Source organism: Acinetobacter sp. ANC 5045, from assembly GCF_004331005.1.
GTDB classification, from domain to species: domain Bacteria; phylum Pseudomonadota; class Gammaproteobacteria; order Pseudomonadales; family Moraxellaceae; genus Acinetobacter; species Acinetobacter towneri.
The window spans coordinates 78,855-104,097 of sequence record NZ_SJNS01000011.1 but is presented as its reverse complement, the minus strand read 5'-3'; the positions used below and the strand labels follow the sequence as shown (position 1 = coordinate 104,097).

Annotated in this window: 23 protein-coding genes and 1 pseudogene; 12 read left to right on the top strand and 12 right to left on the bottom strand. The window is 41.6% G+C overall.

The window, feature by feature from the left end:
- Positions 1-142 (top strand): annotated as a pseudogene (locus E0H79_RS10150) (transposase); the annotation flags it as partial.
- A 234-nt stretch (positions 143-376) separates the two neighbouring features.
- Here E0H79_RS10150 and gatB read toward each other — a convergent pair.
- Genes gatB through gatC form a run of 3 tightly spaced genes read right to left on the bottom strand, consistent with a single transcriptional unit; the run spans position 377 to position 3,697 of the window.
- Positions 377-1,852, bottom strand: a complete 1,476-nt coding sequence (gene gatB, locus E0H79_RS10145) for an Asp-tRNA(Asn)/Glu-tRNA(Gln) amidotransferase subunit GatB (protein WP_131261541.1) — start codon at positions 1,850-1,852, stop codon at positions 377-379.
- Positions 1,852-3,330: an Asp-tRNA(Asn)/Glu-tRNA(Gln) amidotransferase subunit GatA gene (gatA, locus tag E0H79_RS10140; protein WP_004975402.1), complete on the bottom strand. Its 1,479-nt coding sequence runs from the start codon at positions 3,328-3,330 to the stop codon at positions 1,852-1,854. Before gatA ends, gatB begins: the two co-directional genes overlap by 1 nt.
- 52 nt (positions 3,331-3,382) lie before the next feature.
- On the bottom strand, positions 3,383-3,697 hold the full coding sequence (gene gatC / locus E0H79_RS10135; protein ID WP_004975405.1) for an Asp-tRNA(Asn)/Glu-tRNA(Gln) amidotransferase subunit GatC: 315 nt from the start codon (positions 3,695-3,697) through the stop codon (positions 3,383-3,385).
- A 137-nt stretch (positions 3,698-3,834) separates the two neighbouring features.
- Between gatC and E0H79_RS10130 the strand changes: the two genes are divergently transcribed.
- From E0H79_RS10130 to E0H79_RS15310, 6 genes are all read left to right on the top strand, one after another.
- Positions 3,835-4,881, top strand: a complete 1,047-nt coding sequence (locus E0H79_RS10130; protein WP_004975408.1) for a rod shape-determining protein — start codon at positions 3,835-3,837, stop codon at positions 4,879-4,881.
- A gap of 16 nt (positions 4,882-4,897) precedes the next feature.
- Positions 4,898-5,755 carry a rod shape-determining protein MreC gene (mreC, locus tag E0H79_RS10125; protein ID WP_131261540.1) on the top strand — a complete coding sequence of 286 codons (858 nt, stop codon included), beginning with the start codon at positions 4,898-4,900 and terminating at the stop codon, positions 5,753-5,755.
- The gene (mreD, locus tag E0H79_RS10120) at positions 5,742-6,248 is read left to right on the top strand and encodes a rod shape-determining protein MreD (protein WP_131261539.1); all 507 of its coding nucleotides are present in this window, start codon (positions 5,742-5,744) and stop codon (positions 6,246-6,248) included. Before mreC ends, mreD begins: the two co-directional genes overlap by 14 nt.
- Entirely contained in the window at positions 6,236-6,802 is a 567-nt protein-coding gene (locus E0H79_RS10115) for a Maf-like protein (RefSeq protein ID WP_004975413.1), read from the top strand. The genes mreD and E0H79_RS10115 overlap by 13 nt, the downstream gene beginning before the upstream one ends.
- A 39-nt stretch (positions 6,803-6,841) precedes the next feature.
- Complete coding sequence (gene rng / locus E0H79_RS10110) at positions 6,842-8,296, top strand: ribonuclease G (protein WP_104852376.1); 1,455 nt, start codon at positions 6,842-6,844, stop codon at positions 8,294-8,296.
- Positions 8,297-8,425: 129 nt separating this feature from the next.
- Positions 8,426-8,596: a PA1571 family protein gene (locus tag E0H79_RS15310; protein WP_004975418.1), complete on the top strand. Its 171-nt coding sequence runs from the start codon at positions 8,426-8,428 to the stop codon at positions 8,594-8,596.
- Positions 8,597-8,655: 59 nt separating this feature from the next.
- Here the strand turns inward: E0H79_RS15310 and E0H79_RS10105 are convergent, their stop codons facing one another.
- Both E0H79_RS10105 and E0H79_RS10100 read right to left on the bottom strand, forming a co-directional pair.
- Positions 8,656-10,035: a WS/DGAT/MGAT family O-acyltransferase gene (locus E0H79_RS10105; protein ID WP_096901778.1), complete on the bottom strand. Its 1,380-nt coding sequence runs from the start codon at positions 10,033-10,035 to the stop codon at positions 8,656-8,658.
- A 178-nt stretch (positions 10,036-10,213) separates the two neighbouring features.
- The gene (locus E0H79_RS10100) at positions 10,214-10,945 is read right to left on the bottom strand and encodes a phosphoadenylyl-sulfate reductase (protein ID WP_131261538.1); all 732 of its coding nucleotides are present in this window, start codon (positions 10,943-10,945) and stop codon (positions 10,214-10,216) included.
- A 190-nt stretch (positions 10,946-11,135) separates the two neighbouring features.
- Between E0H79_RS10100 and thrH the strand changes: the two genes are divergently transcribed.
- Complete coding sequence (thrH, locus tag E0H79_RS10095) at positions 11,136-11,753, top strand: bifunctional phosphoserine phosphatase/homoserine phosphotransferase ThrH (RefSeq protein WP_131261537.1); 618 nt, start codon at positions 11,136-11,138, stop codon at positions 11,751-11,753.
- 73 nt (positions 11,754-11,826) lie between these two features.
- On the opposite strand, the gene E0H79_RS10090 is transcribed toward thrH, so the two are convergent.
- The 6 genes from E0H79_RS10090 to E0H79_RS10065 form a co-directional block, all read right to left on the bottom strand.
- Positions 11,827-12,999 carry an OmpP1/FadL family transporter gene (locus E0H79_RS10090; protein ID WP_131261536.1) on the bottom strand — a complete coding sequence of 391 codons (1,173 nt, stop codon included), beginning with the start codon at positions 12,997-12,999 and terminating at the stop codon, positions 11,827-11,829.
- Positions 13,000-13,308: 309 nt separating this feature from the next.
- Positions 13,309-14,571 carry an OmpP1/FadL family transporter gene (locus E0H79_RS10085; RefSeq protein ID WP_131261535.1) on the bottom strand — a complete coding sequence of 421 codons (1,263 nt, stop codon included), beginning with the start codon at positions 14,569-14,571 and terminating at the stop codon, positions 13,309-13,311.
- Between the two features lie 355 nt (positions 14,572-14,926).
- The gene (locus tag E0H79_RS10080; protein ID WP_131261534.1) at positions 14,927-16,549 is read right to left on the bottom strand and encodes an ABC transporter permease; all 1,623 of its coding nucleotides are present in this window, start codon (positions 16,547-16,549) and stop codon (positions 14,927-14,929) included.
- A gap of 86 nt (positions 16,550-16,635) precedes the next feature.
- Positions 16,636-17,652 (bottom strand): extracellular solute-binding protein, encoded by a 1,017-nt coding sequence (locus E0H79_RS10075; protein ID WP_131261533.1) that lies wholly within the window; start codon positions 17,650-17,652, stop codon positions 16,636-16,638.
- A 21-nt stretch (positions 17,653-17,673) separates the two neighbouring features.
- Positions 17,674-18,792: an ABC transporter ATP-binding protein gene (locus tag E0H79_RS10070; protein ID WP_131261532.1), complete on the bottom strand. Its 1,119-nt coding sequence runs from the start codon at positions 18,790-18,792 to the stop codon at positions 17,674-17,676.
- A 267-nt stretch (positions 18,793-19,059) separates the two neighbouring features.
- The gene (locus E0H79_RS10065; protein WP_171287414.1) at positions 19,060-20,415 is read right to left on the bottom strand and encodes an amino acid permease; all 1,356 of its coding nucleotides are present in this window, start codon (positions 20,413-20,415) and stop codon (positions 19,060-19,062) included.
- 321 nt (positions 20,416-20,736) lie between these two features.
- Between E0H79_RS10065 and prpF the strand changes: the two genes are divergently transcribed.
- Positions 20,737-21,927, top strand: coding sequence for a 2-methylaconitate cis-trans isomerase PrpF (prpF, locus tag E0H79_RS10060; protein ID WP_131261531.1), 1,191 nt, complete (start codon positions 20,737-20,739; stop codon positions 21,925-21,927).
- Positions 21,928-22,122: 195 nt separating this feature from the next.
- Positions 22,123-23,058 (top strand): polyprenyl synthetase family protein, encoded by a 936-nt coding sequence (locus tag E0H79_RS10055; protein ID WP_180072413.1) that lies wholly within the window; start codon positions 22,123-22,125, stop codon positions 23,056-23,058.
- Between the two features lie 124 nt (positions 23,059-23,182).
- Here E0H79_RS10055 and E0H79_RS10050 read toward each other — a convergent pair whose 3' ends face one another.
- Positions 23,183-23,539, bottom strand: a complete 357-nt coding sequence (locus E0H79_RS10050; protein WP_004975444.1) for a hypothetical protein — start codon at positions 23,537-23,539, stop codon at positions 23,183-23,185.
- Between the two features lie 440 nt (positions 23,540-23,979).
- Here E0H79_RS10050 and ndhC point away from each other — a divergent pair, with 440 nt between their 5' ends.
- Both ndhC and E0H79_RS10040 read left to right on the top strand, forming a co-directional pair.
- Positions 23,980-24,525, top strand: a complete 546-nt coding sequence (gene ndhC, locus E0H79_RS10045) for an NADH-quinone oxidoreductase subunit A (protein WP_004975445.1) — start codon at positions 23,980-23,982, stop codon at positions 24,523-24,525.
- Positions 24,526-24,531: 6 nt separating this feature from the next.
- Positions 24,532-25,209 carry a NuoB/complex I 20 kDa subunit family protein gene (locus E0H79_RS10040; protein WP_004975447.1) on the top strand — a complete coding sequence of 226 codons (678 nt, stop codon included), beginning with the start codon at positions 24,532-24,534 and terminating at the stop codon, positions 25,207-25,209.
- Positions 25,210-25,243 lie beyond the last annotated feature (34 nt).

Below are 25,243 nucleotides of genomic sequence, written 5' to 3'. Positions count from 1 at the left end.
TGAGTTAAATCGAATCGAGATGGTATGGAAGCAGATGAAATATTATTGGCGAGATTTTCAAGTCATGACAGCTGATAAAATAGAGCAATGGGTGGAGAGAGTATCAAACCAATTCGGAAAAGAATACATGTTTACTTTTTAATGACAGCTTAATCATTAGCTATATTAAAAAGGAAATTCCTTTAATTATTAGTGTGGATTATTCTTTAGAAAAGGAAATATTTTCTATTAAATTTAAGGAAAAAATCTCTATAAATTATGTAAAGAAGTTCCATAGCATAATATTGGAGATAATTAAAAATAATGATGATGAACTGCCATTTTAGCTAAAAAAGAAAACCCGCTTTCGCGGGTTTTCTTTTAAAGAAATATCAGATCAACCAATCAATTTCTTCATTAATTCATTCACTTGCGCAGGGTTAGCTTTACCTTTAGCTGCTTTCATCACTTGACCAACAAGACCGTTAAAGGCTTTCTCTTTACCAGATTTATACTCTTCAACCATCTTCTCATTGGCAGCGAGAACTTCTTTAATGATTGCTTCAATCGCGCCTGTATCAGTTTCCTGTTTCAAGCCTTTCTCAGCAATAATCTCGTCCGCAGATTTGCCTTCGTCCCACATAAAGCCGAATACTTGCTTCGCGATCTTACCGTTAATCGTGTTGTCCACAATACGCGCGATCATACCGCCAAGTTTTTCCGCAGATACAGGAGAATCAGCCAAATCTAAGCCTGCTTTATTTAAAGCACCTGAGAATTCACCCATTACCCAGTTTGCAGAAACTTTACCTTGAGCCGCACCACCAGCCGCAGCAACTACAGCTTCGTAAAACTCTGACATTTCACGAGTCAGTGTCAGTACGTGAGCATCGTACTCAGTCACACCAAAGTCCGCCACGAAACGTGCACGACGTGCAGCAGGAAGCTCAGGCATAGTCGCCTTAATGGCTTCAATTTGCGCGTCAGGAATAATCACAGGCAACAAGTCTGGATCAGGGAAGTAACGGTAATCGTTGGCTTCTTCCTTCGAACGCATTGAACGCGTTTCCATCTTCACAGGGTCAAACAAACGTGTTTCTTGGTCAATCGTACCATCCCATTCCAAGATTTCCATTTGACGTTCAATTTCAACATTGATCGCTTGTTCAATAAAGCGGAATGAGTTCAGGTTTTTAAGTTCACAACGTGTACCGAAGGGTTGACCCGGACGACGTAACGACACGTTACAGTCCGCACGGAACGAACCTTCAGCCATGTTGCCGTCAGAAATACCTAACCAACGAACCAGTGTGTGAATCGCTTTAATGTAAGCAACCGCTTCTTCAACCGAACGCATATCTGGCTCAGATACTATTTCCAATAAAGGTGTGCCTGCACGGTTTAAGTCAATACCTGACATGCCTTCAAATTGGTCGTGAATCGATTTACCTGCATCTTCCTCAAGGTGTGCACGGGTTACGCCAATGCGTTTGGTTGTGCCATCTTCAAGTTGGATGTCGATATGACCCAAGCCTACAATCGGGTTATCCATCTGGCTGATCTGGTAGCCTTTAGGCGAGTCAGGGTAGAAGTAGTTTTTACGTGCAAATACAGAGGCTTGGTCGATGTAGGCATCAATACCCAAGCCAAAACGGATTGCCAAATCCACCACTTCTTTATTCAACACAGGCAAGACGCCCGGCATAGCTAAATCAACAAGGCTGGCTTGCGTATTTGGGTCTTGACCAAATTCGGTTGATGAACCTGAGAAAATTTTAGAATTGGTTGCAAGCTGAGTATGAATCTCAATACCAATCACGACTTCCCAACCATCAATCAGGTTTGATTTTGGTTTAGCAGTATTCTTCGCCATTATGCGTTCTCCTCAGCAATTGCAGCGCGTTGAGTATGCCAATCGGTCGCTTGTTGATACTGATGTACCACAGATAGCAGTTGTGATTCAGACCAGTAATTGCCAATCAATTGTAAACCTACAGGCAAGTGATCTTGGTCAAAACCAACAGGCGCACTAATTGCAGGTAAGCCCGCTAAGTTCACCGCGATGGTGTAAATATCACCCAAATACATTTCAACTGGGTCTAAAGACGCGCCAATTTTGTAGGCAGTTGTTGGTGCAGTTGGTGCTGCAATCACATCGACCTGTTCAAAGGCTTTTAAGAAGTCTTGCTGAATTAAACGACGGACTTTTTGCGCTTTCACGTAATAAGCATCGTAATAACCCGCAGAAAGGGCATAAGTACCAATCAAGATACGACGTTGCACTTCTGCACCAAAACCTTCAGAACGTGAGCGTTTGTAAAGGTCTAAAATATCTTGAGGATTTTCTGCACGGTAGCCATAACGCACACCATCGTAACGAGAAAGGTTAGATGATGCTTCTGCAGGGGCAATCAGATAGTAAGTTGGCACGTAGCTTTCAGTCATGTTGAGATCAATCTCAACCAATACTGCGCCCAATTCTTCTAATTTTTTTAGTGATTCTTCAACACGTGCTTTCACCGCAGCATCTAAACCAGCCACATTGAAGTATTGTTTCGGAATACCAATGCGTAAGCCTTTGAGCGTTGTTGCATTCAGGTTCGCCACATAATCTTCAACCGCTTTATCCATAGAGGTTGAGTCTTTGGCGTCATGACCTGCCATTACATTCATTAAATATGCGCAGTCTTCTGCAGAGCGTGCCATTGGGCCTGCCTGATCTAAAGATGATGCATAAGCGATGATGCCGTAACGTGAAACACGTCCGTAAGTTGGTTTGAGACCAGTCAAACCACAGAAAGACGCAGGCTGACGGATTGAACCACCTGTATCTGTACCTGTAGCAAATGGTGCAAGGTCAGCCGCCACGACAGCAGCAGAACCACCTGACGAACCACCCGGTACATGGTCAAGTGCCCATGGGTTTTTGGTCGCGCCATAGAACGAACTTTCAGAGGTTGAACCCATTGCGAATTCGTCCATGTTCACTTTACCCAAAGTGACCAAACCTGCATTTTTACCTTGTGCCACCACAGTTGCGTCATAAGGCGAGATAAAATTGTCCAGCATTTTTGAACCCGCAGAGGTTTTAATGCCTTGGGTACAAAAAATATCTTTATGTGCAACAGGAATACCTGTCAGTGCTGTCGCTTGACCCGCCTGACGTAATGCATCGGCTGCATCCGCCTGTGCCAGTGCTACTTCATTGGTCACGGTGACATAAGAGCGCACTTGCGGATCAATTTTGGCAATACGTTTTAAATAATGTTCTGTTAGTTCGCGAGAGGAGAATTTGGCTGCCGCTAAACCCTCAGAGATTTCACGAATCGATAAGCGATGTAAATCTGTCATGAGAAAAATTCTTTTACCTTTTTATGAAGTCAAAATGTAACAGCCGAATAAATTATTCAATCACACGTGGAACAAGGTACAAGCCATCCTGAACTGCAGGGGCAACAGCTTGATATTGCTCACGATGATTCTGTTCGGTTACGACGTCTTCACGTAATGGTTGAGGGTGGTCAAATGGGCTTTTTAAAGGCTCAACGTCATCGGTATTTATGCCTTTTAAGCTTTCCATCATGCCTAAAATTTTATTTAGACTTTGAGCATACTCAGCAGATTGCGTATCATTGAGTTTAAGACGAGCAAGATGGGCAATTGCTGAAACTGTTTGTGCATTTAAATCTGCAGAATGCTGAGCATCCGAGGTAGACATAACATCACCTAAAATCAGTATTAATAAAAAATTTCAAAATATCGTGCGTTATAATAAGCGATTGACTTGTTCAACGCACCACATTTAGTTAAAGTTGCCAACTTGCGTCCACATAAAGTTTAATCGAGAACGACTCCGTGATTCTAAAACGACTAATTGGCTTGTTTTCGCCAGACCTAGCCATTGATTTAGGTACAGCAAATACACTTATTTATGCGCCAGGACGAGGCATTATATTAAATGAACCGACAGTTGTGGCAATTCGTCACAGCGGTTCACAGAAAATTGTTGCCGCAGTCGGTCTTGATGCCAAACAAATGTTGGGTCGTACCCCTGCAAACATTTCTGCAATTCGCCCAATGAAAGATGGTGTCATCGCTGATTTTGAAGTGACTGAAACCATGCTGAACCAATTTATTGGCAAAGTGCATGAAAAACGTTTATTCCCACCTGCACCGCGTGTAGTGGTGTGTGTACCATGCAAATCTACTTTGGTAGAGCGCCGTGCGATTCGTGAAGCCGTGTTTAACGCAGGCGCACGTGATGTACGTTTAATTGAAGAGCCAATGGCAGCAGCAATTGGCGCAGGTATGCCAGTCGAGCAAGCCTGTGGTTCAATGGTGGTAGATGTTGGCGGTGGCACGACAGAAATCGCGATCATTTCATTACAAGGTTGTGTTTATTCAGATTCATTGCGTATTGGTGGTGATGTATTTGATGAGCAAATCATTAACTACGTGCGTAAGGCACATGGTTGTGTGATTGGTGAAACCACAGCAGAAACTATTAAGAAAGAAGTTGGCATGGCATTGCCAGATGAAGGTGCTAAACCACTGGAAATTGAAGTACGTGGTCGTAACTTGGCAGAAGGTGTGCCACGTGCCATTACTGTAACTTCTGATGAAATTACCCAAGCTATTTCTGATCCGTTACAAAGCATTGTATCGGCAGTAAAATCTGCACTGGAACAAACTCCACCAGAACTTTCTTCCGATATTGCAGAGCGTGGAATTGTGCTCACCGGTGGAGGTGCGTTATTGCGTAACCTAGACAAGCTTTTGGCACAAGAAACAGGCTTGCCTGTGGTAGTTGCAGAAGAACCATTAACTTGCGTTACCCGCGGTGGCGGCAAGGTCTTGGAATTCTTTGATAATCCAAACCACGATATGTTATTTGTTGGCTAATACATAGGATTCGGCGGTGCAAACAAATCTGTTTTCCAGACAACCGCCATCTTTTCGCTCTTTTATAATTGCGGTCATTACTTGCTTGGTCATCCTGTTCTTTAACTGGCGTGTCCCGCATGTAATTCAACCTGCACGTGATGTTTTGTATGCGGCATATAATCCAATTTATGCCTTTGCAAGCTATCCTGTATTGTCGCGAGAATGGCTAAGTCAACAAAGTAAGTCTGAAGCTCAATTGCGTCGTGAAAATACCGCGATGCAGGCAGAGCTATTACAGGCTCAAGTCCGTTTGCAAAAATTGTCTGAACTCTCTGCAGAAAATACTCGCCTGCGCGGTCTACTCGATACGCCTTTAATTATTGATGGACGCATGGAAATTGCCGAAGTGATTGGTACCGATGCCGATCCTTTGCGTCATATTATTGTGATTAACCGTGGTTCACAAAATCAGCTCAAAGTTGGGCAAACCGTTTTGGATGATAAAGGCATTATGGGGCAGATCATTGCGGTGTATCCACACAGTAGCCGTGTCATGTTGCTTTCTGACAAAGAACACTCGCTTTCAGTGCGTTTGGAACATACAGGCATGCGAGCCATTGTGTCGGGTACGGGCGATTTAGGGCGTTTGAAAATGGAATATGTACCGACCAGTGCCAATATTCAGGTTGGAGAGAAAGTCTATAGCTCAGGCTTGGGCGAGCATTTCCCTGCAGGATATTTGGTTGGAAGCATTGCCAAAATCAGCCGACATAATTCTGGTGAGTTTGCACAAATTGATGTGATGCCTGCAGCACAATTGGCGGGTGGTCATCATGTGGTGGTGCTGTTCTCAGAATCTTTAGCGAAGGAGCAGCCAAATGCCAATCGCTAAAATTGGACAAACCCGACTCGGACAAAACAAGAATAAAGATCCACTATTTCCGATTATTTTTTCTGTAATTGCTGCATCTGTACTCATGGTGTATCCGCTGTCTTATACAGGCTCGGGTTGGCGACCATTGTTTATGTTGATGGTGACCTTGTTTTGGGTGTTTGGGCAACCAACTTGGTGTGGTATTTGGTTTGCCTTTGGTACAGGCTTGTTTGCAGACTTGCTCCTCGATGCACCTTTGGGCATGAATGCCTTGAGTTTTGTGGTGATTACTTTTGTGGCGCGTTTCCTGACTCGTGAGCGCCGTATTATGACGTTTGCGAATTTATGGGTCATTAGTGTAATCGCAATTTTGGCTCACCTCGCCCTGATTTGGGTGATGCAAGTCATGGGTGGGATTCAGTTCCCATTTGCCCGTCATTGGCAACCTTTGCTGAGTAGTATTTTGCTCTGGCCTGTGCTGTATTATTTCTTGCGAAAATGGCGCATTTAATTCTTGCCTCAAGTTCACCGCGCCGTCGGGAACTCCTGCAACAGCTTGGGCTGGAATTTGAAATTTACAGTCCAGACATCGATGAATCTATTTTAGCGGGCGAAGATGTTGCCGCGTATGTTGAGCGGTTGGCATGTGCCAAAGCCGATGCGGTTTTACGGCTATTTCCTGATGCTATTGTGATTGCTGCCGATACCAGTCTAGGCGTAGATGGGCAGATTTTGGGCAAGCCAGAATCCAAAGCACATGCCTTTGCCATTTGGTCACAACTTTCTGGTCGAAAACATGATGTTTTTTCAGGGGTTTGTGTGCGTACAAAACAGAAAAAATCCAGTATAGTGGTACGTACACAGGTTGAATTTCAATCGCTTAGCCTAGATGATATGGAAAGCTACTGGGCAACAGGTGAGCCGATTGGAAAAGCGGGTGCTTATGCGATTCAGGGCATCGCAGCACGTTATATTCCGCGTATTGAGGGCAGTTATAGCAATGTTGTCGGCCTGCCACTCTATGAAACCGTACAGTTATTACAGACAGTTAAGGCACTAAATTAACTGCTGCACAAAAATTTTTATAATGTTTTGAGTTTTATTATGTCTGACGAGTTGTTGATTAACGTCACACCGATGGAGTGTCGGGTGGCGTTAATTCAAAACGGCACGGTCAATGAACTATTCGTTGAGCGTACAGCCAAGCGTGGTTTGGTGGGCAATATTTATAAAGGCAAAGTGGTGCGCGTGCTGCCAGGCATGCAAGCCGCTTTTGTCGATATTGGTTTATCGCGTACTGCTTTTTTGCATATCAATGACATGATTTGGCCGCGCAGCCAACCTACACCGAATGTCTTTGAATTATTGCAGCCTGGGCAAATTCTAACCGTGCAAGTGATGAAAGATATGCTCGGTACTAAAGGCGCACGACTGAGCACTGATCTTTCCATTCCTTCGCGTTATTTGGTTCTAATGCCGTATGGCAGTCATATTGGCGTATCACAACGCATTGAATCGAGTGAAGAACGTGAGCGTCTACGCGGGATCATTGAAACCATTCAGGCTGAGCATAAATTACCAGGCTCAGTGATTGTACGCACAGCAGCCGAAGGCGTCGATGAAGCGGCCTTAGTGCAAGATATGTGTTACTTGGCAAAATTGTGGGAATACATTCAGCGTAAACAAAAAAGCATTGCTGTGCCTTCTTTGATTTTTGAAGAGTTGCCGTTACCGCAACGCGTAATTCGTGATTTGGCGAATGATAACACCGCCAAAATTTATGTCGATTCTCGTGAAATTCACGCCAAATTAAAAGAATTTGTGGATGAGTTTGTGCCCAATATGCACAATCGCCTGATTCATTACCCAGGCGAGCGCCCACTGTTCGATTTATACAATGTCGAAGAAGATATTCAAAAAGCGTTGCAAACCCGTGTGGCATTAAAGTCAGGCGGTTATCTGATGATTGATCAGACCGAAGCCATGACCACCATTGATGTGAATACGGGTTCTTATGTCGGTGGTCGGACTTTAGAAGACACTGTTTTTAAAACCAATATGGAAGCGACACAGGTCATTGCCCGCCAGTTACGTTTGCGTAATTTGGGTGGCATCATCATTATCGACTTCATTGATATGCAAGAAGTACAGCATCGTGATGAAGTCTTGAGTCAGTTTGAGCGTATGCTTGAACGAGATCATGCCAAGACCAAAATTACCCAAGTGTCTGAACTGGGCTTGGTCGAGATGACCCGTAAACGCACCCGTGAATCATTAGAACATTTACTTTGTGAAGCCTGTCCAACTTGTCAGGGACGGGGATATGTCAAAACAGCAGAGTCAGTATGTTACGAAATTTTTCGAGAAATTTTAAGATACGCACGCGCATTTGAATCACAACGTGGCTTTACTGTCGTTGCGCACCCATCGGTGATTGACCGATTGTTAACTGCCGAAGCGCCAGCAGTGGCGGATTTAGAGCACTTTGTCAGCCGTGTGATTAAATTTCAGGTGGAAAATTTATATACGCAAGAGCAATACGATATCATTTTGAGCTGAAATTGTAACAGGATATCGCTAAACAGTTGTTACATCTGAAATTTTACTTTTTTGAGTGAATTCTCAATACTAAGCATACAGAGTAGCCAAAGCCGAACATCTCCCTCGGTTTAGCAAATGAGGTATGTCATGGGTATGAGTAAAGTTGTGATTCAAAAGAGTTTAAAAGTATTAGATCGTAAAGTGACACATAACGGTTATATTGTGGATGAGCAAGGTAAAGAAACTCAAATTACCACCGCAATGGTTAGCGCGGTTTGTCAGCAATTATTAAAACAGTGTCGTACTATTCAAAAATAAGGGGCAGCAATTGCCCCTTAATTGATTCTATTGAATTATTTTTCTGATGGATTGACGTATCAATCCACGATTTTATTGACCCCTTCAGGCGCATCAATAATCTGTTCAAAACGCTGAATTTCATCTTCCAAGTGTTGCAATAAGTTTTGCATTTTCGGTAAGGCATGACGACAAGCAGTTAAACCAACTTCTAATTTGTCTAAATAGCTGGTCATGGTAATGTTTAAAGCTTGTCCATCTAACACGATTGAAGCAGGGTATAGTGCATCTAGCTTTGCACCATTCCAATACAAAGGTTCACGTGGGCCAGGTACATTGGAAATAACCAAGTTAAAGGCCTGACGTTTTGGCATAATGCCTGACAAAATATTTAAACCAGCAGCGCCGTAAACAAAAGCACTATAGTTCATAATTTGATTGGCATTCATGCGCTTAAAACGCTGCTTGGCATTTTGTACACTGCGGCGCACAATTTTTAAACGCTCAAGCGGATCTTCTTTGTGCGTACCTAAGTTGGCTAAAATCATGGTGATTCGATTGGATACTTCAGAATCGTCATCACGAATAGAGGCAGGCACCATTGCAATAAGAGGTTTTTTAGGTAATGCATATTGGCTGAGTAAGTACTCACGCAATGCGCCTGAGCAAATTGCCAGCACCACATCATTAATAGTTACACCCAAAGCTTTAGCAATACGGTGCAAACGTGCAAACTCAAAAGATTGAGCGGCAAAACGACGTGAGGCGCTCACACGTTGGTTTAAGATGGTGCTTGGTGCTTGGAAGCTAGAAACATAATCGGGGTTACGTCCCATATCTTTGGCAACAGTTTGTGATACTTCATAAACTGCGCGAGGGGTTGCTTCAAACTGACCTTTAACTCCACCAAAAATTTTCTTTAAACGGCTGACTTTCGGTTCTTTCAGGCGTTTAGCACGTGGGCCTTCTACACACCAAGGTGGTACAATTCTTTTTGCATTTTCGTCGTGCGAAAGGGATTTTTCCACCAAACGCATGCCAGCAATACCATCTACCATGGCATGATGAATTTTAAAGAACATCGCAAAACGATTATCTTCAATACCTTCAATAATATGGCAAGTCCAGAGTGGTTTGGCGCGATCAATCAACGAGCTGTGTTCTTGTGAAATATAAGTTAATAATTCACGAATACGGCCTGGCTTTGGCAAGGCAATATGACGGAAGTGATGATCGAGATCGAACTCTTCATCTTCATCCCAAAACAGACCATTGAGCTTATTGTTAAATGGTGCAATAGGCATCGACTTTGAATTGCGAATATCGGCAACCAAGTCTTGAATAAAAGTGGCTGGTGCATGTTCTGGAATTTGGAATAAGAATAATCCACCCACATGCATGGGCTGTTGACGTTTTTCGAGTGATAGGAAAATAAAATCAATAGGGTGTAATGGACGCATATTGTGGATTGCCTCACTGCAATTTCTACGCTTGTTCTTATCTGAACAAGGTTTTTAGAGTTATATAAGATTTAATTCAGTATATCTTTTTTATCAAACAAATATAGTGATTTTTGCGCCATCGCAAGTCAATAAAAATCACAGTAAAACTGTGATTTTTATTGTAGTAATAGATGTGTTATTTTAAATTTCCAGCATGTAGACCGCATTCTTTGTGTGTTGCTTCTTCCCACCACCAACGCCCTTCGCGTTCATGTTGGTTCGGAAGAACAGGGCGGGTGCAAGGTTCACAGCCAATTGAAATAAAACCTTTTTCATGCAAACGATTGTATGGAATTTCCATCATGCGAATGTAATTCCACACGTCACTACTTGACCAGTTTGCCAGTGGATTGTATTTGATTAATTGCTTGTTAGGGCCTGAAAATCCTGCATCTGCTTGTACGACAGGAATATCTTGGCGTGTACCTGGACTTTGGTCTTTACGTTGACCTGTAATCCAGCCATCTAGTGTTGCCAGTTTTTTACGTAAAGGTTGAACTTTACGAATCCCACAACATTCTTGATGCCCATCTTCAAAAAAGCTAAATAAGCCTTTTTCTTGAACCAATTGTTGCACTGCTTCAGTTTCAGGAAAGCAAATTTCGATCTCAATATTATAATATTTGCGTACAGTTTCTAAAAATTGATAGGTTTCAGGATGCAAACGTCCTGTATCTAAACTAAATACACGAAATGGCACACCTAAATTGGATGCCATATCAATCAGCACTACATCCTCCGCACCTGAAAATGAAATCGCGACTTCGCCTTGCTGACTTAAGGCAAGTTTTAAAATGTCACTCGGTGATTTATCGGCATATTCAGTCGCGAGTGCATCAACAATGTCTATGGTGGGAATGGTGCGCATAAATCTTCCTGCAGTCGGCTTGAGGGCTAATCTTTGTTCTTGAGCGAATTATTTTAATGGAATTCCTAAAAAGGTCTTATCACTAAAAAATAAATGCTTATGAATGAAATAGATTTAAAAAAGAACAAGGCAAATACCAAATCTTCGGCTATGATAGGGAAAAATTTTTACAGGTATTTTGGGAGAACCCATGGAAATCGTATGTCTTGATCTTGAAGGTGTGTTAGTTCCAGAAATTTGGATTAACTTTGCTAAAAAAACTGGCATTAAAGAACTTGAAGCAACTACACGTGATATTCCAGACTACGATGTGTTGATGACTCAGCGTTTAAATATTCTAAAACAGCATGGCTTGGGTTTGAATGATATTCAAGCGGTGATTGCGGATATGGGGCCATTCCCTGGCGCGAAAGAGTTTGTCGAGTGGGTGAGCACACACTTCCAATTGATTATTCTTTCAGATACGTTCTATGAATTTGCACATCCGTTGATGAAGCAATTGGGTTGGCCAACAATTTTCTGCCACAAGTTAGAATCAGATGAAAATGGCATGATTACCGCTTATAAATTGCGTCAACCTGATCAAAAACGTCAGGCTGTTAAAGCCTTACACGGTTTAAATTTCCGTGTAATTGCTGCAGGTGATTCATATAACGACACCACGATGCTAGGTGAAGCGGATCATGGTTTCTTATTTGATGCACCTGAAAATGTGATTGCAGAATTCCCACAATTTCCTGCAATTAATGGTTATGAAGCATTAAAAGAAGCAATTCGTGGTGCTTCTGTACGTGATATTCCAGCTTAACCTGAAGCTGAGTATAACAAAGGGCATCATTTGATGCCCTTTGTTATTTATGCGGTTTTAACAGTGCATTGATTTAGAAGCGGTAGCCGAATTTTAGACCATAACCCAAAGCATAGTTGTCTTCAAATTCACCAACGTCTGTTGTACCCGTACGTGCAGTGGCATCACCCAACCAAAAATATTTTACGCCAGCTTGAATAAAATAGTTTTCTGCTGGGCTATATTGACCACCTAAGCCAACACTCCAATAACCTTCTGTTGGACCTAAAGTGGTGACAGGGTTACCCGCACCAGAGTCATAACCTACAGAAGCAGAACCAGACCAATGACTATTAAACTTGCGACCCACGCCTACGGTTGCAGACCATTGATCATCTGAATAGTCGATGAGGTTTTGGCGCTGTGCTGTAGGTTTTTGGATAATGGATAAATCCCCTAATAGTGAGGGTTTAACAGCAAATTGATCCCAATGTACCCAGCGAATATTGGCAAAAACTAAAGTATTCGCTGCAATACCTGTTTGAAAATCTATATTTACAGATTGTGGTGTTGTTGCATTTAGTTTTTCTAAGCGTGTTTCTTCAATTCCATTTGGTAAGTGGGGGAGGTAACCCGCAGGAATTTTTATATCCGATGTTTCTACTGAGTTAGCATTGTGCTTAATTTCAGAACGATAGGTAACAGCAGTCTTTAATGCAATTTCTGGAATTTGATAAGCAAAACCAGCAAGCCAACCCCAAGCTTCTTCCTTTTTAACCTCAATGTTGTAACCAGTATTACCATACGCTTGACCACGTAAATTAATATCTGCTTCTACTGTCTGCCAAACTGGTCCAGCGTAGAAATTCCAGTTTTCTGTAGGTTGGTAACCAATTAAAGCGGTAAGATTGTGTGTTTCAACTTCTACTTGAGTTGCTTCACCATTTACGGCAAAAACAGGATTGTTCGAAGGGAAGAGAGATTCTGCACCAAATGGTTGGTCATATAAAAGACCGAGAGAGATTTTATCAGTGGCTTGTACTTTAATTGCTGCAGAAGGGAAATAATAGTCTTCTGCCATATCTTTTACTTTCAATTGATTAGATTGAACTTTTGGATCTAAAACTGAAATACCTGCTTCTGCATAATTGCCTGATTGTAAAAATGCAGCAATAGATTGACCAGAACGGTCTAAACCAGCAGCAAGCGCAGGTGTAAGTGGGAGAGTGCTAAGTAAAATAGCCGAATAGATTTTATTGAGCTTCATGGTCGTTCCCTGATGCTTTATGTAACAAAAAGTGCAGGAAAAGTAACATATTTAAAAAAAGAGTAAATGCTCGACTTCGCAGAATAAATGAACTGAATAAGTTATAAATTGTACTTGATTAGAGTAAATATACTATTAATTAATTTTAATTCATTGAATTTTATTGAATAATTTTTTGGATGGATGTTCGGGTAAGTATAAGTTTGATTGTTTTAAATTTGAACATTTGGTTAACACTTGTATAAAAACTGGGAGTTTTAGTTGAAAAAAAAGCCACCCTGAAGGATGGCTCCTTTGAAAAGCAATAGATTAGAAGCGGTAACCCATTTTTAAACCGTAGCCAATCGCATGGTTATCTGTGAATTCACCAACATTCGGGTTAGCAACTGTTAAAGCGGTTGCATCACCTAACCAGAAGTATTTAACACCACCCGCAATAAAGTAGTTTGGTGCTGGTGAGTATTGAACACCTAGACCTACATTCCAGTAGCCTTCAGTTGGACCAAGAGTCGTTACAGGATTGTCGACACCAGAGTCCCAACCTACAGAGACATTGCCCGCCCACTTGTCGTTCAGTTTACGACCAACACCAACAGTAGCTGACCATTGCTCTTCGTTATATTCAACAAGGTTGCCACCTTTTAAGCTTGCTAGCGTAGGTTTTAATGGAGCAGGTACTTGTGGTAAAGCTGATGCTTTTGCTAAACCATCTAAAGTTTCGCCAAAAGCAGGTGGGCGAATACTGAAGTCAGACCAATCTACCCAACGGACATTTGCGAAAGCAACGGTATCTGCCATAATACCTGTTTGAAAATCTAAATTAACAGACTGTGGAGTTGTTACTTTGGTATTTCCTGTTGGTGTAAGAGGCATTGCTGGAGCAAGCACCGTTGGACCAAGGCCAATTTGAGGTGTTGCTTCTGTAGTTGCTAACTCATGCTTAACTTCAGAGCGATAGGTCAAAGAAGCTTTAAGTGCAATTTCTGGAATTTGGAAAGCCAGACCTGCTAACCAACCAATTTCGCTGTCTTTTTTCATGGTTACATCGTAACCATGTAATAGACTATATGCTGCACCACGTAATGCAGCATTACCTTTAGCTGTTTGATAAACTGGACCCGCATAAATATTCCAGTTTTCAGTTGGTTGGAAACCAAATAAGAAGCTTAGATTTTCAGTTGTTACTTCCGCACGAGTACCGTCACTTCCTGTCGGATTAAATGCTGCTGATTGAGCGGTATATTCAGCTTCTGCACCGAATGGTTGATCGTAAATTAAACCGAAAGAAAATTGATCGGTTACTTGTAGTTTTAAGGCAGCGTGAGGGAAGTAATAATCACTTGCCATATCACCTGTTGCGTGTGATGGAATTTGCTGCCCCGCAAGAGTGGTCATAGCTGTAGTTTTACCAGATACATCTGGGTCTAATACAGAAATGCCTGCTTCAAAGTAGTTACCCGGTTGTAAGAACGCAGCGATGGATTGACCAGAGCGATCCATACCTGCAGCAAAAGCACCTGTCATTGGTACAGTTGCTAAAATCATTGCTGTGCTAAGTGCTTTTAATTTCATTATACATTTCCCTTGGGCTATAAAGTCTTTTATGACAGTTTTTGTTGATGCTTTAAGCTTTCATTTAGGATGATTTCGACTTGTGCAAACCGAGACCATTTGTTACTCCATGTGACAAAAATATCACAATTAAAATAAGAGTAAATGCTCTAGAAAAAACTAATCAGTATAAAAAACACGCTGAATAGAGTATTTGTTCTAATTGGTGTGGGTTTTTAGCTTGTTAGTGATTGAAATTAAATAATAAAATTTAAAAATCAATCTATTGTTTAAATGTTTTTAATTGGTTAAAAAAAATACTTTTTATCAAAATTCATTTTGTTGCAAGGCATATCTTGCAACAAAATGGGGTGCATTAACGTGTGGTTTTTCCAAGCTTTGCCAAAAGAATGACAGGAATCAGCCCAACCAATACAATTAGTAAAGCTGCTACTGCGCCATCTTCATAAGTGCCCCTAGACGCTTCTGCATATAGCTGGGTAGCGAGTGTTTCCATATTTAAAGGACGGAGCAACAAAGTGGCAGGTAGCTCTTTCATGCAATCTACAAAAATTAATAAAGCTGCAGAAATAATAGCAGGGCGTAATAATGGCAGGTGTACACGCCACAACAGTGCAAAGTTGTTTTGCCCTAAATTGCGTGCAGCATCATCAAAAACACCATGAATACGGTTATAGCCTGACTCAATGCCGCCCACCGAAATAGCTAAAAAACGCACAGCATAAGCATAAATAAGGGTAAAACTAGTACCGAGAAATAATAAACCTGTGTGTATCCCTAATTTAAACTCTAAAAAATCTGCAATGGCATGATCAATTTTTCCCAAAGCCAACATGAGACCAATGGCTAAAACAGTTCCTGGAATGGCATAACCTAAACTGGCAATACGGCTAAACCAGTGGTGTTTGCTAAAACGTGCCGCACTGACAATAAAGAAACCAATCAAAATAGTTACCACAGTTGCAAGACTGGCAAGGATTAGTGTGTTGATTGAGGCTTGTAATAGGAAATCTGAAAAGCCCGCATATTGAATGCGTTTATAGGATTCGACCAATAAATGACTGGTGGGAATTAAAAAGCCAATACAAACAGGAATTAAGCCCAAGCCTAGTAACACAAGTGCTTTAAGCCCTTTGACCGATTGTGCAGGCATTAAACGGCTGCGTTGAGCCGAGTTCATATAACGCTGTTTACGCCGTCCTAAACGCTCTACTAACACCAATAAGGTAATAATCATCAACATGAAAATGGCAATTTGTGCGGCACTGGCTAAATCGGACTGATTGGTCCAGGTTGAATAAATCGACAAAGTTAAGGTTTTAATGCCTAAAAATTCTGTTGCACCAATATCATTAATGGTTTCCATTAAAACCAGACTAGTACCCACAGCAATTGCAGGACGTGCCAGTGGAATTGCAACACGTAAAAACACTTGATCGGGTTTTAATCCTAATGTACGTGCAACCTCAATTAAACTGGCCGATTGCATCAGAAACATTGCACGGGTGCTTAAATACACATACGGATACAGCACAAAGCTAAGCAAGAAGATGCCGCCCCACACGGTACGAATATTAGGAAACCAAAACTGTTGTAATTCTAAATTAAACCCATCCCGCAGGATACTTTGCACAGGGCCAATGGGGTGCAAAATGTCGATATAACTATACGCAATAATATAAGTTGGTACGGCTAAAGGCAGCAGTAAGGCCCAATCTAAAAATGCACGACCTCGGAATTGATACGCTGTTACAATCCATGCGCTGCCTGTACCAATCAGGATGGTGAGAATCCCCACACCCAACAATAAAATCCCTGTTTCTGCCAACGTGTGTGGAATTACATAACGCAGCAGATGCCCCCAAATTTCGCTATCACCTTGTAATGCTGTCCAAATTAAAGCGAGCACAGGTAAACAGGCGAGTAGCGTCAATAACCCACTGAGCGAAAATAAAAAATTAAATTTATTTTTAAGCATTGCAATAGAGGTACTAAATAAGGGGGAGGGAACAGCTGAGCATCTTACAGTGCAAAGCGCTGCACTGTAAGACAAAAGCAAAAAATTTAGCGGTTAAACTGGACTTTATCGACCAATAAGTTGGCGGCTTTACGGTGACGTGCAATATCGCTTAAACGAATCGAGTCGATGTTGAGTTTACCGAAGCTAGCGATAATCGGGTCAATTTTTACCCCAGGTTTGACTGGGTATTCAAAGCCGTTTTGTGCGTAGATGGCTTGTGCGTGATCTGAAGCTAAAAACTCGAGCAACTGTACCGCTTCTTTACGGTTTGGTGCATGTTTAGAAACCACTGCACCCGATACGTTTACATGCGTTCCACCATTTTTAAAGCGTGGTAACACGACATTAATGGCATTGCCCCAGCGTTTTTGTTCCGCATCACCTGTACGCATTGTGCCGACATAATAGGTGTTGGCAACGCCAATATCACAAATTTTACCTAAAATATCACGTGCCACATCTCGGTCACCACCGCTGGCTGGGCGAGCTAAATTGGCTTTCACGGCACGCAACCAAGTTTCGGCTTGTTTTTCACCATGATGGGCAATATACGCTGCAATTAAAGCGGTGTTATATGGATGATTGCCCGAACGAATACAGATTTTATTTTTCCATTTTGGATTGGCTAAATCTTCATAAGTAATCGCATTTAATGGTGTACGGTCTTTAGAGGCGTAGACTGCACGTGCACGCATCGATAAAGCATACCAATGACCATTGGCAGCACGTAAATTGGCAGGAATTGCACTATTTAAGGTTTTAGAACTCACGCGCTGAGTTAGACCACTTTCAACCAAATCAACCAAGTTCCCAAAATCTACAGTCAGCATCACATCGGCAGGCGAGCGACGGCCTTCTGCTTTCACACGTTCTAATAAACCATCTTTAATAAAAACCGTATTCACTTTTACCCCAGTTTTTTGGGTAAATTCGGTTAATAGGGTTTGAATCAGCACAGGTTCACGTGTGGTGTATAAATTGACTTCCGCTGCTTGTGCGACACTTGCACCAAATGCAAGTAAACCTGTAACAAGCAATGATAAATTAGACAGTGGTTTCATGCAGTATTCCTAATTAAAAATTTAAACCTGAACAGCAGCTTGAGTAGAAGATAAGGTAGTGGATGATTGTTCATCAGACGCCAAGAAATAACAGCTGTTTAAATCGACAGAAACATAGATTTGTTCAGCGGGCTGAATATCTTGAAGATGGCTGACTTGTGCCAAAAGAGTGAGATCGTGATCGCGTAGTTTTAGACGCAGTTGTTGCGCATGACCCATAAAACTTGATGACACAATGCTTGCTGGCAATGCATTTTCACTTGGTGTTTGGCTGACACGCAATTGATGCGGGCGGAAGCAGCAGACCAGTGAATCTTGAGTGTTTGCATGTTCTGGTAAATCAATCTTGCCAAATACGGTATGAATTTCTTGCTGCTTGATGCGCGTTGGAATTTCATTCAACGAAGAAAAATATCGTGCAGCAAACAACGTTTTCGGCTGTAAATAAAGTTGTTTCGGTGAACCAATTTGAATAATTTGCCCTTGGTGCATCAAAATAATTTGATCGGCAATTTGCAGTGCTTCTTCTGGGTCATGTGTCACGATAACCGTAGTCGTTTCAGTTTGCTTGAGCAGTTGAATGGTGTTTTGACGAATTTGATCACGCAGGCGATGATCCAAATTTGAAAAAGGTTCATCCATTAACAAGACTTGTGGTTCTGGTGCTAAGGCACGTGCTAAGGCAACGCGTTGTTGTTCGCCGCCTGAAAGTGTATATGGATAGCTGTCTTGATGATGCAACATGGAAACATGCGCTAAAGCTTGTTTGGCAATAGTTTCCCGCTGCGCTTTGGGAAATTTCTTTAAGCCAAAGATAACATTGTCTAACACACTTAAATGCGGAAAAAGTGCGTAATCTTGAAAGACTAAACCAATATGGCGAGCTTCTGCAGGAATCTGTGCATGTTCACTCCACAAGGTATTTTGTTCCAGTTGGATTGTGCCGCTGCTTGGTGTTTCCAAGCCTGCAATCAGACGTAGCATTGTGGTTTTGCCGCAGCCTGAATGACCTAATAAACACACAATTTGTCCACTCATCGCTGACCATGTTGCTTGTTGCACTGCAAAACGCGAACCAAACTTTTTACTGAGCTGTTGGATCGTCAAGACATTGGCAGGTTGAGCAGCGTACGCATTCATAGTTTATTCACACGACAAATTTTGTGCTCAAATGATAACTAAGAACTCTTCTCATGTAGAGTCTTTTTATCATTTAGAATGTAAATGATGTAGTTTTTGCTACAAAAAGTTGAAATATCAACTGAAAACAATAGGTTGGAATTTAAATTATTTTAAGTGCAGCACTTTATTTATGGGCTATTAAAAGGGGGGCTTAAAAGCAAAAAGTTACTGCCGAAGCAATAACTTTTTAATTTTTAGAAATCTGTACTATGCGTACTATGCAAATTAAGGTTTTTTCGCATTAAGCACTCTAAATAAAATGTACATCAAGACCACCCATACAGGAATCATAATGACTGATTCTTTAAAGCCTTGTGTCCACATAATATAAAGTACCACTGCAATAAACGCTAAAACCAAATAGTTGCTAAATGGTGACCATAGCGCAGGGAACTTAGTTGGAATCGCTAATTTTTTCAGTGTGCTGGTAAATTTAAGGTGAGTCAAACTGATCATCGCCCAGTTTAAAACCAATGCACCCACAACAATATACATGAGGTGGCTTAAAGCTTCTTCGGGTACAAAGTAGTTCAACAATACACAGCCGAAAATTAATACCGCAGAGAATAATACTGCTGGAATTGGCACACCTTGTTTATTCACTTTTAGGAAAATTTTTGGTGCGTTACCTTGTTTGGCCAAACCAAACAGCATACGGCTGTTGGCATACATCCCACTGTTATACACAGAAAGTGCCGCAGTCAAAATCACGAAATTCAGTAAGTGCGCTGCCCATTCAATGCCCATTTGACTAAAAATCATTACGAATGGACTTTTATCTAAACCACCTAAATCTAACTGATTCCAAGGCACTAAAGACAATAGAATGGTGAGTGAACCGATATAGAAAATTAGAATACGGAACACCACTTGGTTAATGGCTTTAGGAATGGTTTTTTCAGGATCTTGCGCTTCTGCGGCAGCCATACCAATCAACTCAATGCCGCCAAAGGCAAACATGAGGAATGCAAGCATGAAGAACAGACCTTCAAAGCCATTCGGGAAGAACCCCCCATGCGCCCAAAGGTTGCTGAATGATGCGGTTGAATTGGCATCTGCAGAAAGTAAGAGATATAAACCAAACACAATCATCGAAACCACAGCAGCGACTTTAATGATTGCTAGCCAGAATTCTGACTCACCATAGAACTTTACATTGCCCAAGTTAATAATGGTAATCACAATGAAAAAGAACAGTGCCGAAGTCCAAGCAGGAATATGCGGCCACCAGTAGTTAATATATTTGGCAACTGCGGTGAGTTCTGCCATTGCCACCAAAATATACAAAATCCAGTAGTTCCAACCTGCTAAAAAGCCAGGGAATTTACCTGCATATTTATAGGCAAAGTGACTGAATGATCCTGCAACGGGCTCATGAACAATCATTTCCCCCAATTGGCGCATAATTAAAAATGCAATAAGACCACCAATGGCGTAACCCAAAATAATAGAAGGGCCAGCAGATTGGATGACCTGCGCGGAACCTAAGAATAAGCCTGTACCAATTGCTCCACCCATGGCAATCAATTGAATATGGCGGTTCTTTAAGCCACGCTGAAGTTGTGAAGACTCGTTGTTCAAAGTATTCAGCCCGACAAGGAAAAAGTGACAAGATTGTAATAGATCAAATTTCATTAGCCTAGTAGCTAGACAATAATGAAATAAATTTATGATAAATATTAAAATATTTTATGGTTTTTATTTGTATAAAAGATAAGTGAATCAATATATTAATTTTATTTTTGCCTTATAAATCAAGATGACTGGTTAGGGTAAAATTTACCAAATGTTGTTTTTTTATACTTAAGTCAAGACCGCGATACCTTTTGAATAAAAACCGTTATGATGCAAAAGGGTCTTTTTATATGGCCATAACAATCAAAAAACAAGGGAATAAAATTCATGCGTTTTGCACCACAAGTTAAAATTCCAGCGACTTATATGCGCGGCGGTACCAGTAAAGGCGTATTTTTTAAACTTGATGATTTACCTGCAGCGGCACAGCAGCCAGGCAAAATTAGAGATCAAATTTTATTACGTGTGATTGGCAGTCCAGACCCTTATGCCAAACAAATTGATGGAATGGGCGGTGCAAGCTCAAGTACCAGTAAAACCGTAATTTTAGCCAAAAGCACTCAACCCGATCACGATGTCGATTATTTGTTTGGGCAAGTTTCGATTGATCAGCCATTTGTCGATTGGAGTGGCAACTGCGGTAACTTAACAGCTGCAGTCGGTGCATTTGCGATCAGCAATGGCTTGGTCGATGCCAGTAAAATTCCAGAAAATGGCATTTGTACTGTACGTATTTGGCAGAAAAATATTGAAAAAACCATTATTGCGCATGTTCCAATGACGCATGGTCAGGTGCAGGAAACGGGTGATTTTGAGTTGGATGGCGTGACTTTTCCTGCCGCAGAAGTACAAATTGAATTCTTAGACCCTGCCGATGATGGCGAAGAAGGTGGGGCAATGTTCCCCACTGGAAATGTGGTGGATACTTTGCATGTGCCAGATATTGGAACATTCCAAGCAACCTTTATTAATGCGGGTATTCCCACAATTTTCCTAAATGCAGAAGAAATTGGTTATACAGGCACAGAACTGCAAGATGCAATCAATGGTGATGCACAAGCTTTGGCACGTTTTGAAACCATTCGCGCTTATGGTGCTAAACAAATGGGTTTGATTCAGGAAATTGCTGAAGCTGAAAAACGCCAACATACGCCAAAAATTGCCTTTGTTTCTGCGCCAAAAAGTTATGTATCTTCAAGTGGTAAACAAATTCAGGCTGAAGATACTGATTTATTGGTACGTGCATTGTCGATGGGTAAATTACACCATGCCATGATGGGTACAGCAGCAGTCGCGATTGGTACAGCTGCAGCCATTCCGGGAACATTGGTCAACTTGGCTGCGGGCGGGGGTGAGCGTGAAGCTGTACGTTTTGGACATCCATCAGGTACGCTTCGTGTGGGTGCGCAAGCCGTGCAGGAAAATGGACAATGGCAAGTCAAAAAAGCTGTGATGAGCCGTAGTGCACGTGTATTAATGGAAGGTTGGGTGCGTGTACCTGCGGAAACATTAGAATAAGTTTTGTTTGCAGTGCAAGGCGCAGTGAAGGATAGGGTAGACGAAGTGTCAATAGACTCTAGTTAACTAAATACAGCCTCTATCTCGATAGGGGCTTTCTTATGGCTGAAATGTTATATCAGTTCAGTTAAGGCTTAAAAAACTTTGAATTACAGGTACAATGCTGCAACACAGGCAGCTTACTGCTTATTAGACATGAACCAACCACTCGAGGCGAATGTGTCATCACTTCACGATTTACAGGCGCATGCATTAACCGCAGCCCAACAACGTATTCAGCAAGACTTGCTTACCGCTTTAGAGGCTTTTGCATTGCCAGAACCGTTAAAGTCTGCCGTGCATCATGCCGTCATGTTGGGTGGAAAACGTGTTCGACCTGCCTTGTGTTATGCCACCGCAGCGTTAAGACCGAATCAGAACTTTGCTGCGGTACGCCGCGCTGCGGTTGCGATTGAACTAATTCACTGCTACTCATTGGCACATGATGATTTGCCATGTATGGACAATGACTTGTTGCGTCGTGGGCAACCAACTTGCCATGCGGCGTATGGTGAAGATACTGCATTGTTGGCAGGCGACATTTTACAGTCGATGGCATTTGAAATTTTAGGCAGTCGTTTGTTTGATCAGGCTGTTGCAGTAGATCAAGGCATTGTGCTCAAACAGATGCAAATTTTAGCCACCGCTTCTTCAAAAATGGTCTGTGGTCAGGTTTTAGACTTGCAGTCTGAAGGTAAACAGGTGGATCAGGCGACTTTGGAAAATATCCACCGTAATAAAACAGGGGCGTTAATTTCTGCAGCGGTGATGATGGCAGCTGTGACCGTGTTTGATGGACGAGATAAAGCGATTCCGCAATTGCGTGAATATGCACAGGCGATTGGTTTAGCCTTTCAGGTACAAGACGATATTTTAGATATTATTTCGGATACTGAAGTACTAGGTAAAACTGCAGGGAAAGATGAACAAGTTGAAAAGTCGACCTATCCTGCACTCATGGGCTTGGAAAAAGCACAGGCTTATGCACAAGAATTGCACGATCAAGCCTTTGCTGCATTGGCATATTTTAAAACTGATACCGTCTTAGAGTTACAGCAGATTTCAGAGTTTTTATTGTCACGTAAAAGCTAAATTATTTTAGATGTGGTTCTTGTGATAATAAATACTCAAAAGCGAGCAGATGCTCGCTTTTTTGTGCTTTATGAAAGTGTTAGCTGTTTTAAGCGACACACTTTAATGCAGATTCTATACGGCTTTATTCTTGCAGCGTTGCATCAGGTGGCAAAATTACTTTGCCTTGTTTTAAGCTGTCTAAAGCCTCACGGTTAAAATCTACCAATAAAGAATTGTTTTGTGGATCAATCGCATAACGGCTAATTAATTTTTGATCGCCTTGTAAGGTTTCAAGGCGGTATTCATCTGCAATATTCATAATGCCGTCTAAATTAATGGTGGCAGATGCTTTGTCTTGGCGAAATAACTCGTAAATATCACGCAGGTCAAAAATTGCATTTTGTGCGTCAGGATGTTTTTCAAAATAATTTTGCAAATGACGAATAAATAATTGCGCAAACATAAAGTAATTTGGTTTGTGGGTATAGTCTAAGCTCATGTGTTTACTCCTTATTATTCAAATTTTTAATGCTTACTAGGAATAGCACACTCTGGGTGAAAAATTAAAGAAACTCAGGGTCTAAGTTGCAAAAACTACACAAAATTTTGTGCGGCTTAAACTAAGCTGAAACCTGAAGTTGCGATGATCTCTCTATAAATTTAAAAACTTTGCAACGAACCGCTCAATTGGTGTTTTGGAAAAAATAATCACAACTGACTTATCTATTTGTTAAAGCGATTAAGAGCCCTACGGAGTAGTGGAATTCTAAAATATCAAGTATTTGAATAAAAAATCATCCGAAAGACTAAGACTTATGAACTAGCAAGTGAAATCATAAATCAGGTACAATTGGCGTGATTAATTTTGTGTTTGGTGTATTTGAAGGCCAATACATACATTCTTTGTTAATAAATAGGCCTGCCAGGAGTTATCCCCGCATGAGTGCCATTACTCCATACGAATGGGCAATTATTGCCTTCGTGATCGGCGTTACATTTTTATGCGTCTTTATGCTTACCGTTCCTTTACTCCTTGGGGGTAAATCATGGGGGCGTGCGAAGCAAGAGCAGTTTGAGTCGGGTGTTGTAGGTGCTGGTGGAGCACGTATCCGCTTATCTGCAAAGTTCTATTTGGTTGCAATTTTCTTCGTTGTTTTCGACTTAGAAGCACTTTATCTATACGCATGGGCAGCTTCTGTTCGTGAAGTAGGTTGGGTGGGCTTTGCAACGGCTGCTGTATTTATTTTAGTTTTACTCGTTGGCTTAATTTATGAATTATCAACTGGTGCGCTGAACTGGGCTCCATCTGATAAGCGTAAAGCAGCAGGGATTAAACCTAAAATTGGTTCGCCAAATATGGATCTTGCAGAAATCACACGCTTTAACTCAATTGAAGAATTGGTAACGGACCCTACCGGTCAAATTCCAGCTCAATCCTCTGGTCGTGTAAAAAAATCTGCGACTACCTCATCTGACAAGGAGTAACTCGGGATGAAATATACCTTAACCCGTGCGAATCCCGATGCTGATCAATATCCACTTCAAGAGCGTCAGATCGTAACCGATCCGCTTGAAGAAGAAGTGAATAAAAATGTGTTCATGACTCGTTTAGAGGACTTGGCACATACAGCAGTAAACTGGGGACGTAAGAACTCAGTTTGGCCGTTTAACTTTGGTACATCGTGCTGCTACGTAGAGTATGCAACTACCTTAACAGGTGTGCATGACTTGTCACGTTTTGGTGCAGAAGTTATTCGTGCTTCACCGCGTCAGGCAGACTTGATGATTGTTGCAGGTACGTGTTTTGTGAAAATGGCACCTGTAATTCAACGTTTGTACGAGCAAATGCTTGAGCCTAAGTGGGTAATCTCAATGGGCGCATGTGCAAACTCAGGTGGTATGTACGACATTTATTCAGTTGTGCAAGGTGTGGATAAAATCATTCCTGTGGATGTGTACATTCCGGGTTGCCCACCACGTCCTGAAGCATTAATCCAAGCATTGATGTTATTACAAGACCAAATTCAATTAGAGCGTCGTCCGTTGTCTGCGGTGATTGGTGATGATCTTAAGCCAGTATATAAGCCGAAGATGATGCCAGAACGTGACCGTAAGAATGCGCAGCGTATTGCGGTGAAAAACTTACGCTCTATGGATGAAATTAAATAATTTAAACGTACAAATATTGATGCACCCGACGGGT

Bases quoted from the DNA above. Each gene is read 5' to 3' on its own strand.
- thrH (WP_131261537.1), top strand. From the start codon at position 11,136: ATGGAAATCGTATGTCTTGATCTTGAAGGTGTGTTAGTTCCAGAAATT.
- gatA (WP_004975402.1), bottom strand. From the start codon at position 3,330: ATGACAGATTTACATCGCTTATCGATTCGTGAAATCTCTGAGGGTTTA.
- E0H79_RS10070 (WP_131261532.1), bottom strand. From the start codon at position 18,792: ATGAATGCGTACGCTGCTCAACCTGCCAATGTCTTGACGATCCAACAG.
- E0H79_RS10055 (WP_180072413.1), top strand. From the start codon at position 22,123: ATGAACCAACCACTCGAGGCGAATGTGTCATCACTTCACGATTTACAG.
- prpF (WP_131261531.1), top strand. From the start codon at position 20,737: ATGCGTTTTGCACCACAAGTTAAAATTCCAGCGACTTATATGCGCGGC.
- E0H79_RS10080 (WP_131261534.1), bottom strand. From the start codon at position 16,549: ATGCTTAAAAATAAATTTAATTTTTTATTTTCGCTCAGTGGGTTATTG.
- E0H79_RS15310 (WP_004975418.1), top strand. From the start codon at position 8,426: ATGGGTATGAGTAAAGTTGTGATTCAAAAGAGTTTAAAAGTATTAGAT.
- E0H79_RS10050 (WP_004975444.1), bottom strand. From the start codon at position 23,539: ATGAGCTTAGACTATACCCACAAACCAAATTACTTTATGTTTGCGCAA.
- E0H79_RS10100 (WP_131261538.1), bottom strand. From the start codon at position 10,945: ATGCGCACCATTCCCACCATAGACATTGTTGATGCACTCGCGACTGAA.
- gatB (WP_131261541.1), bottom strand. From the start codon at position 1,852: ATGGCGAAGAATACTGCTAAACCAAAATCAAACCTGATTGATGGTTGG.
- rng (WP_104852376.1), top strand. From the start codon at position 6,842: ATGTCTGACGAGTTGTTGATTAACGTCACACCGATGGAGTGTCGGGTG.
- E0H79_RS10090 (WP_131261536.1), bottom strand. From the start codon at position 12,999: ATGAAGCTCAATAAAATCTATTCGGCTATTTTACTTAGCACTCTCCCA.
- E0H79_RS10085 (WP_131261535.1), bottom strand. From the start codon at position 14,571: ATGAAATTAAAAGCACTTAGCACAGCAATGATTTTAGCAACTGTACCA.
- E0H79_RS10075 (WP_131261533.1), bottom strand. From the start codon at position 17,652: ATGAAACCACTGTCTAATTTATCATTGCTTGTTACAGGTTTACTTGCA.
- E0H79_RS10105 (WP_096901778.1), bottom strand. From the start codon at position 10,035: ATGCGTCCATTACACCCTATTGATTTTATTTTCCTATCACTCGAAAAA.
- mreD (WP_131261539.1), top strand. From the start codon at position 5,742: ATGCCAATCGCTAAAATTGGACAAACCCGACTCGGACAAAACAAGAAT.
- gatC (WP_004975405.1), bottom strand. From the start codon at position 3,697: ATGTCTACCTCGGATGCTCAGCATTCTGCAGATTTAAATGCACAAACA.
- ndhC (WP_004975445.1), top strand. From the start codon at position 23,980: ATGAGTGCCATTACTCCATACGAATGGGCAATTATTGCCTTCGTGATC.
- E0H79_RS10115 (WP_004975413.1), top strand. From the start codon at position 6,236: ATGGCGCATTTAATTCTTGCCTCAAGTTCACCGCGCCGTCGGGAACTC.
- E0H79_RS10040 (WP_004975447.1), top strand. From the start codon at position 24,532: ATGAAATATACCTTAACCCGTGCGAATCCCGATGCTGATCAATATCCA.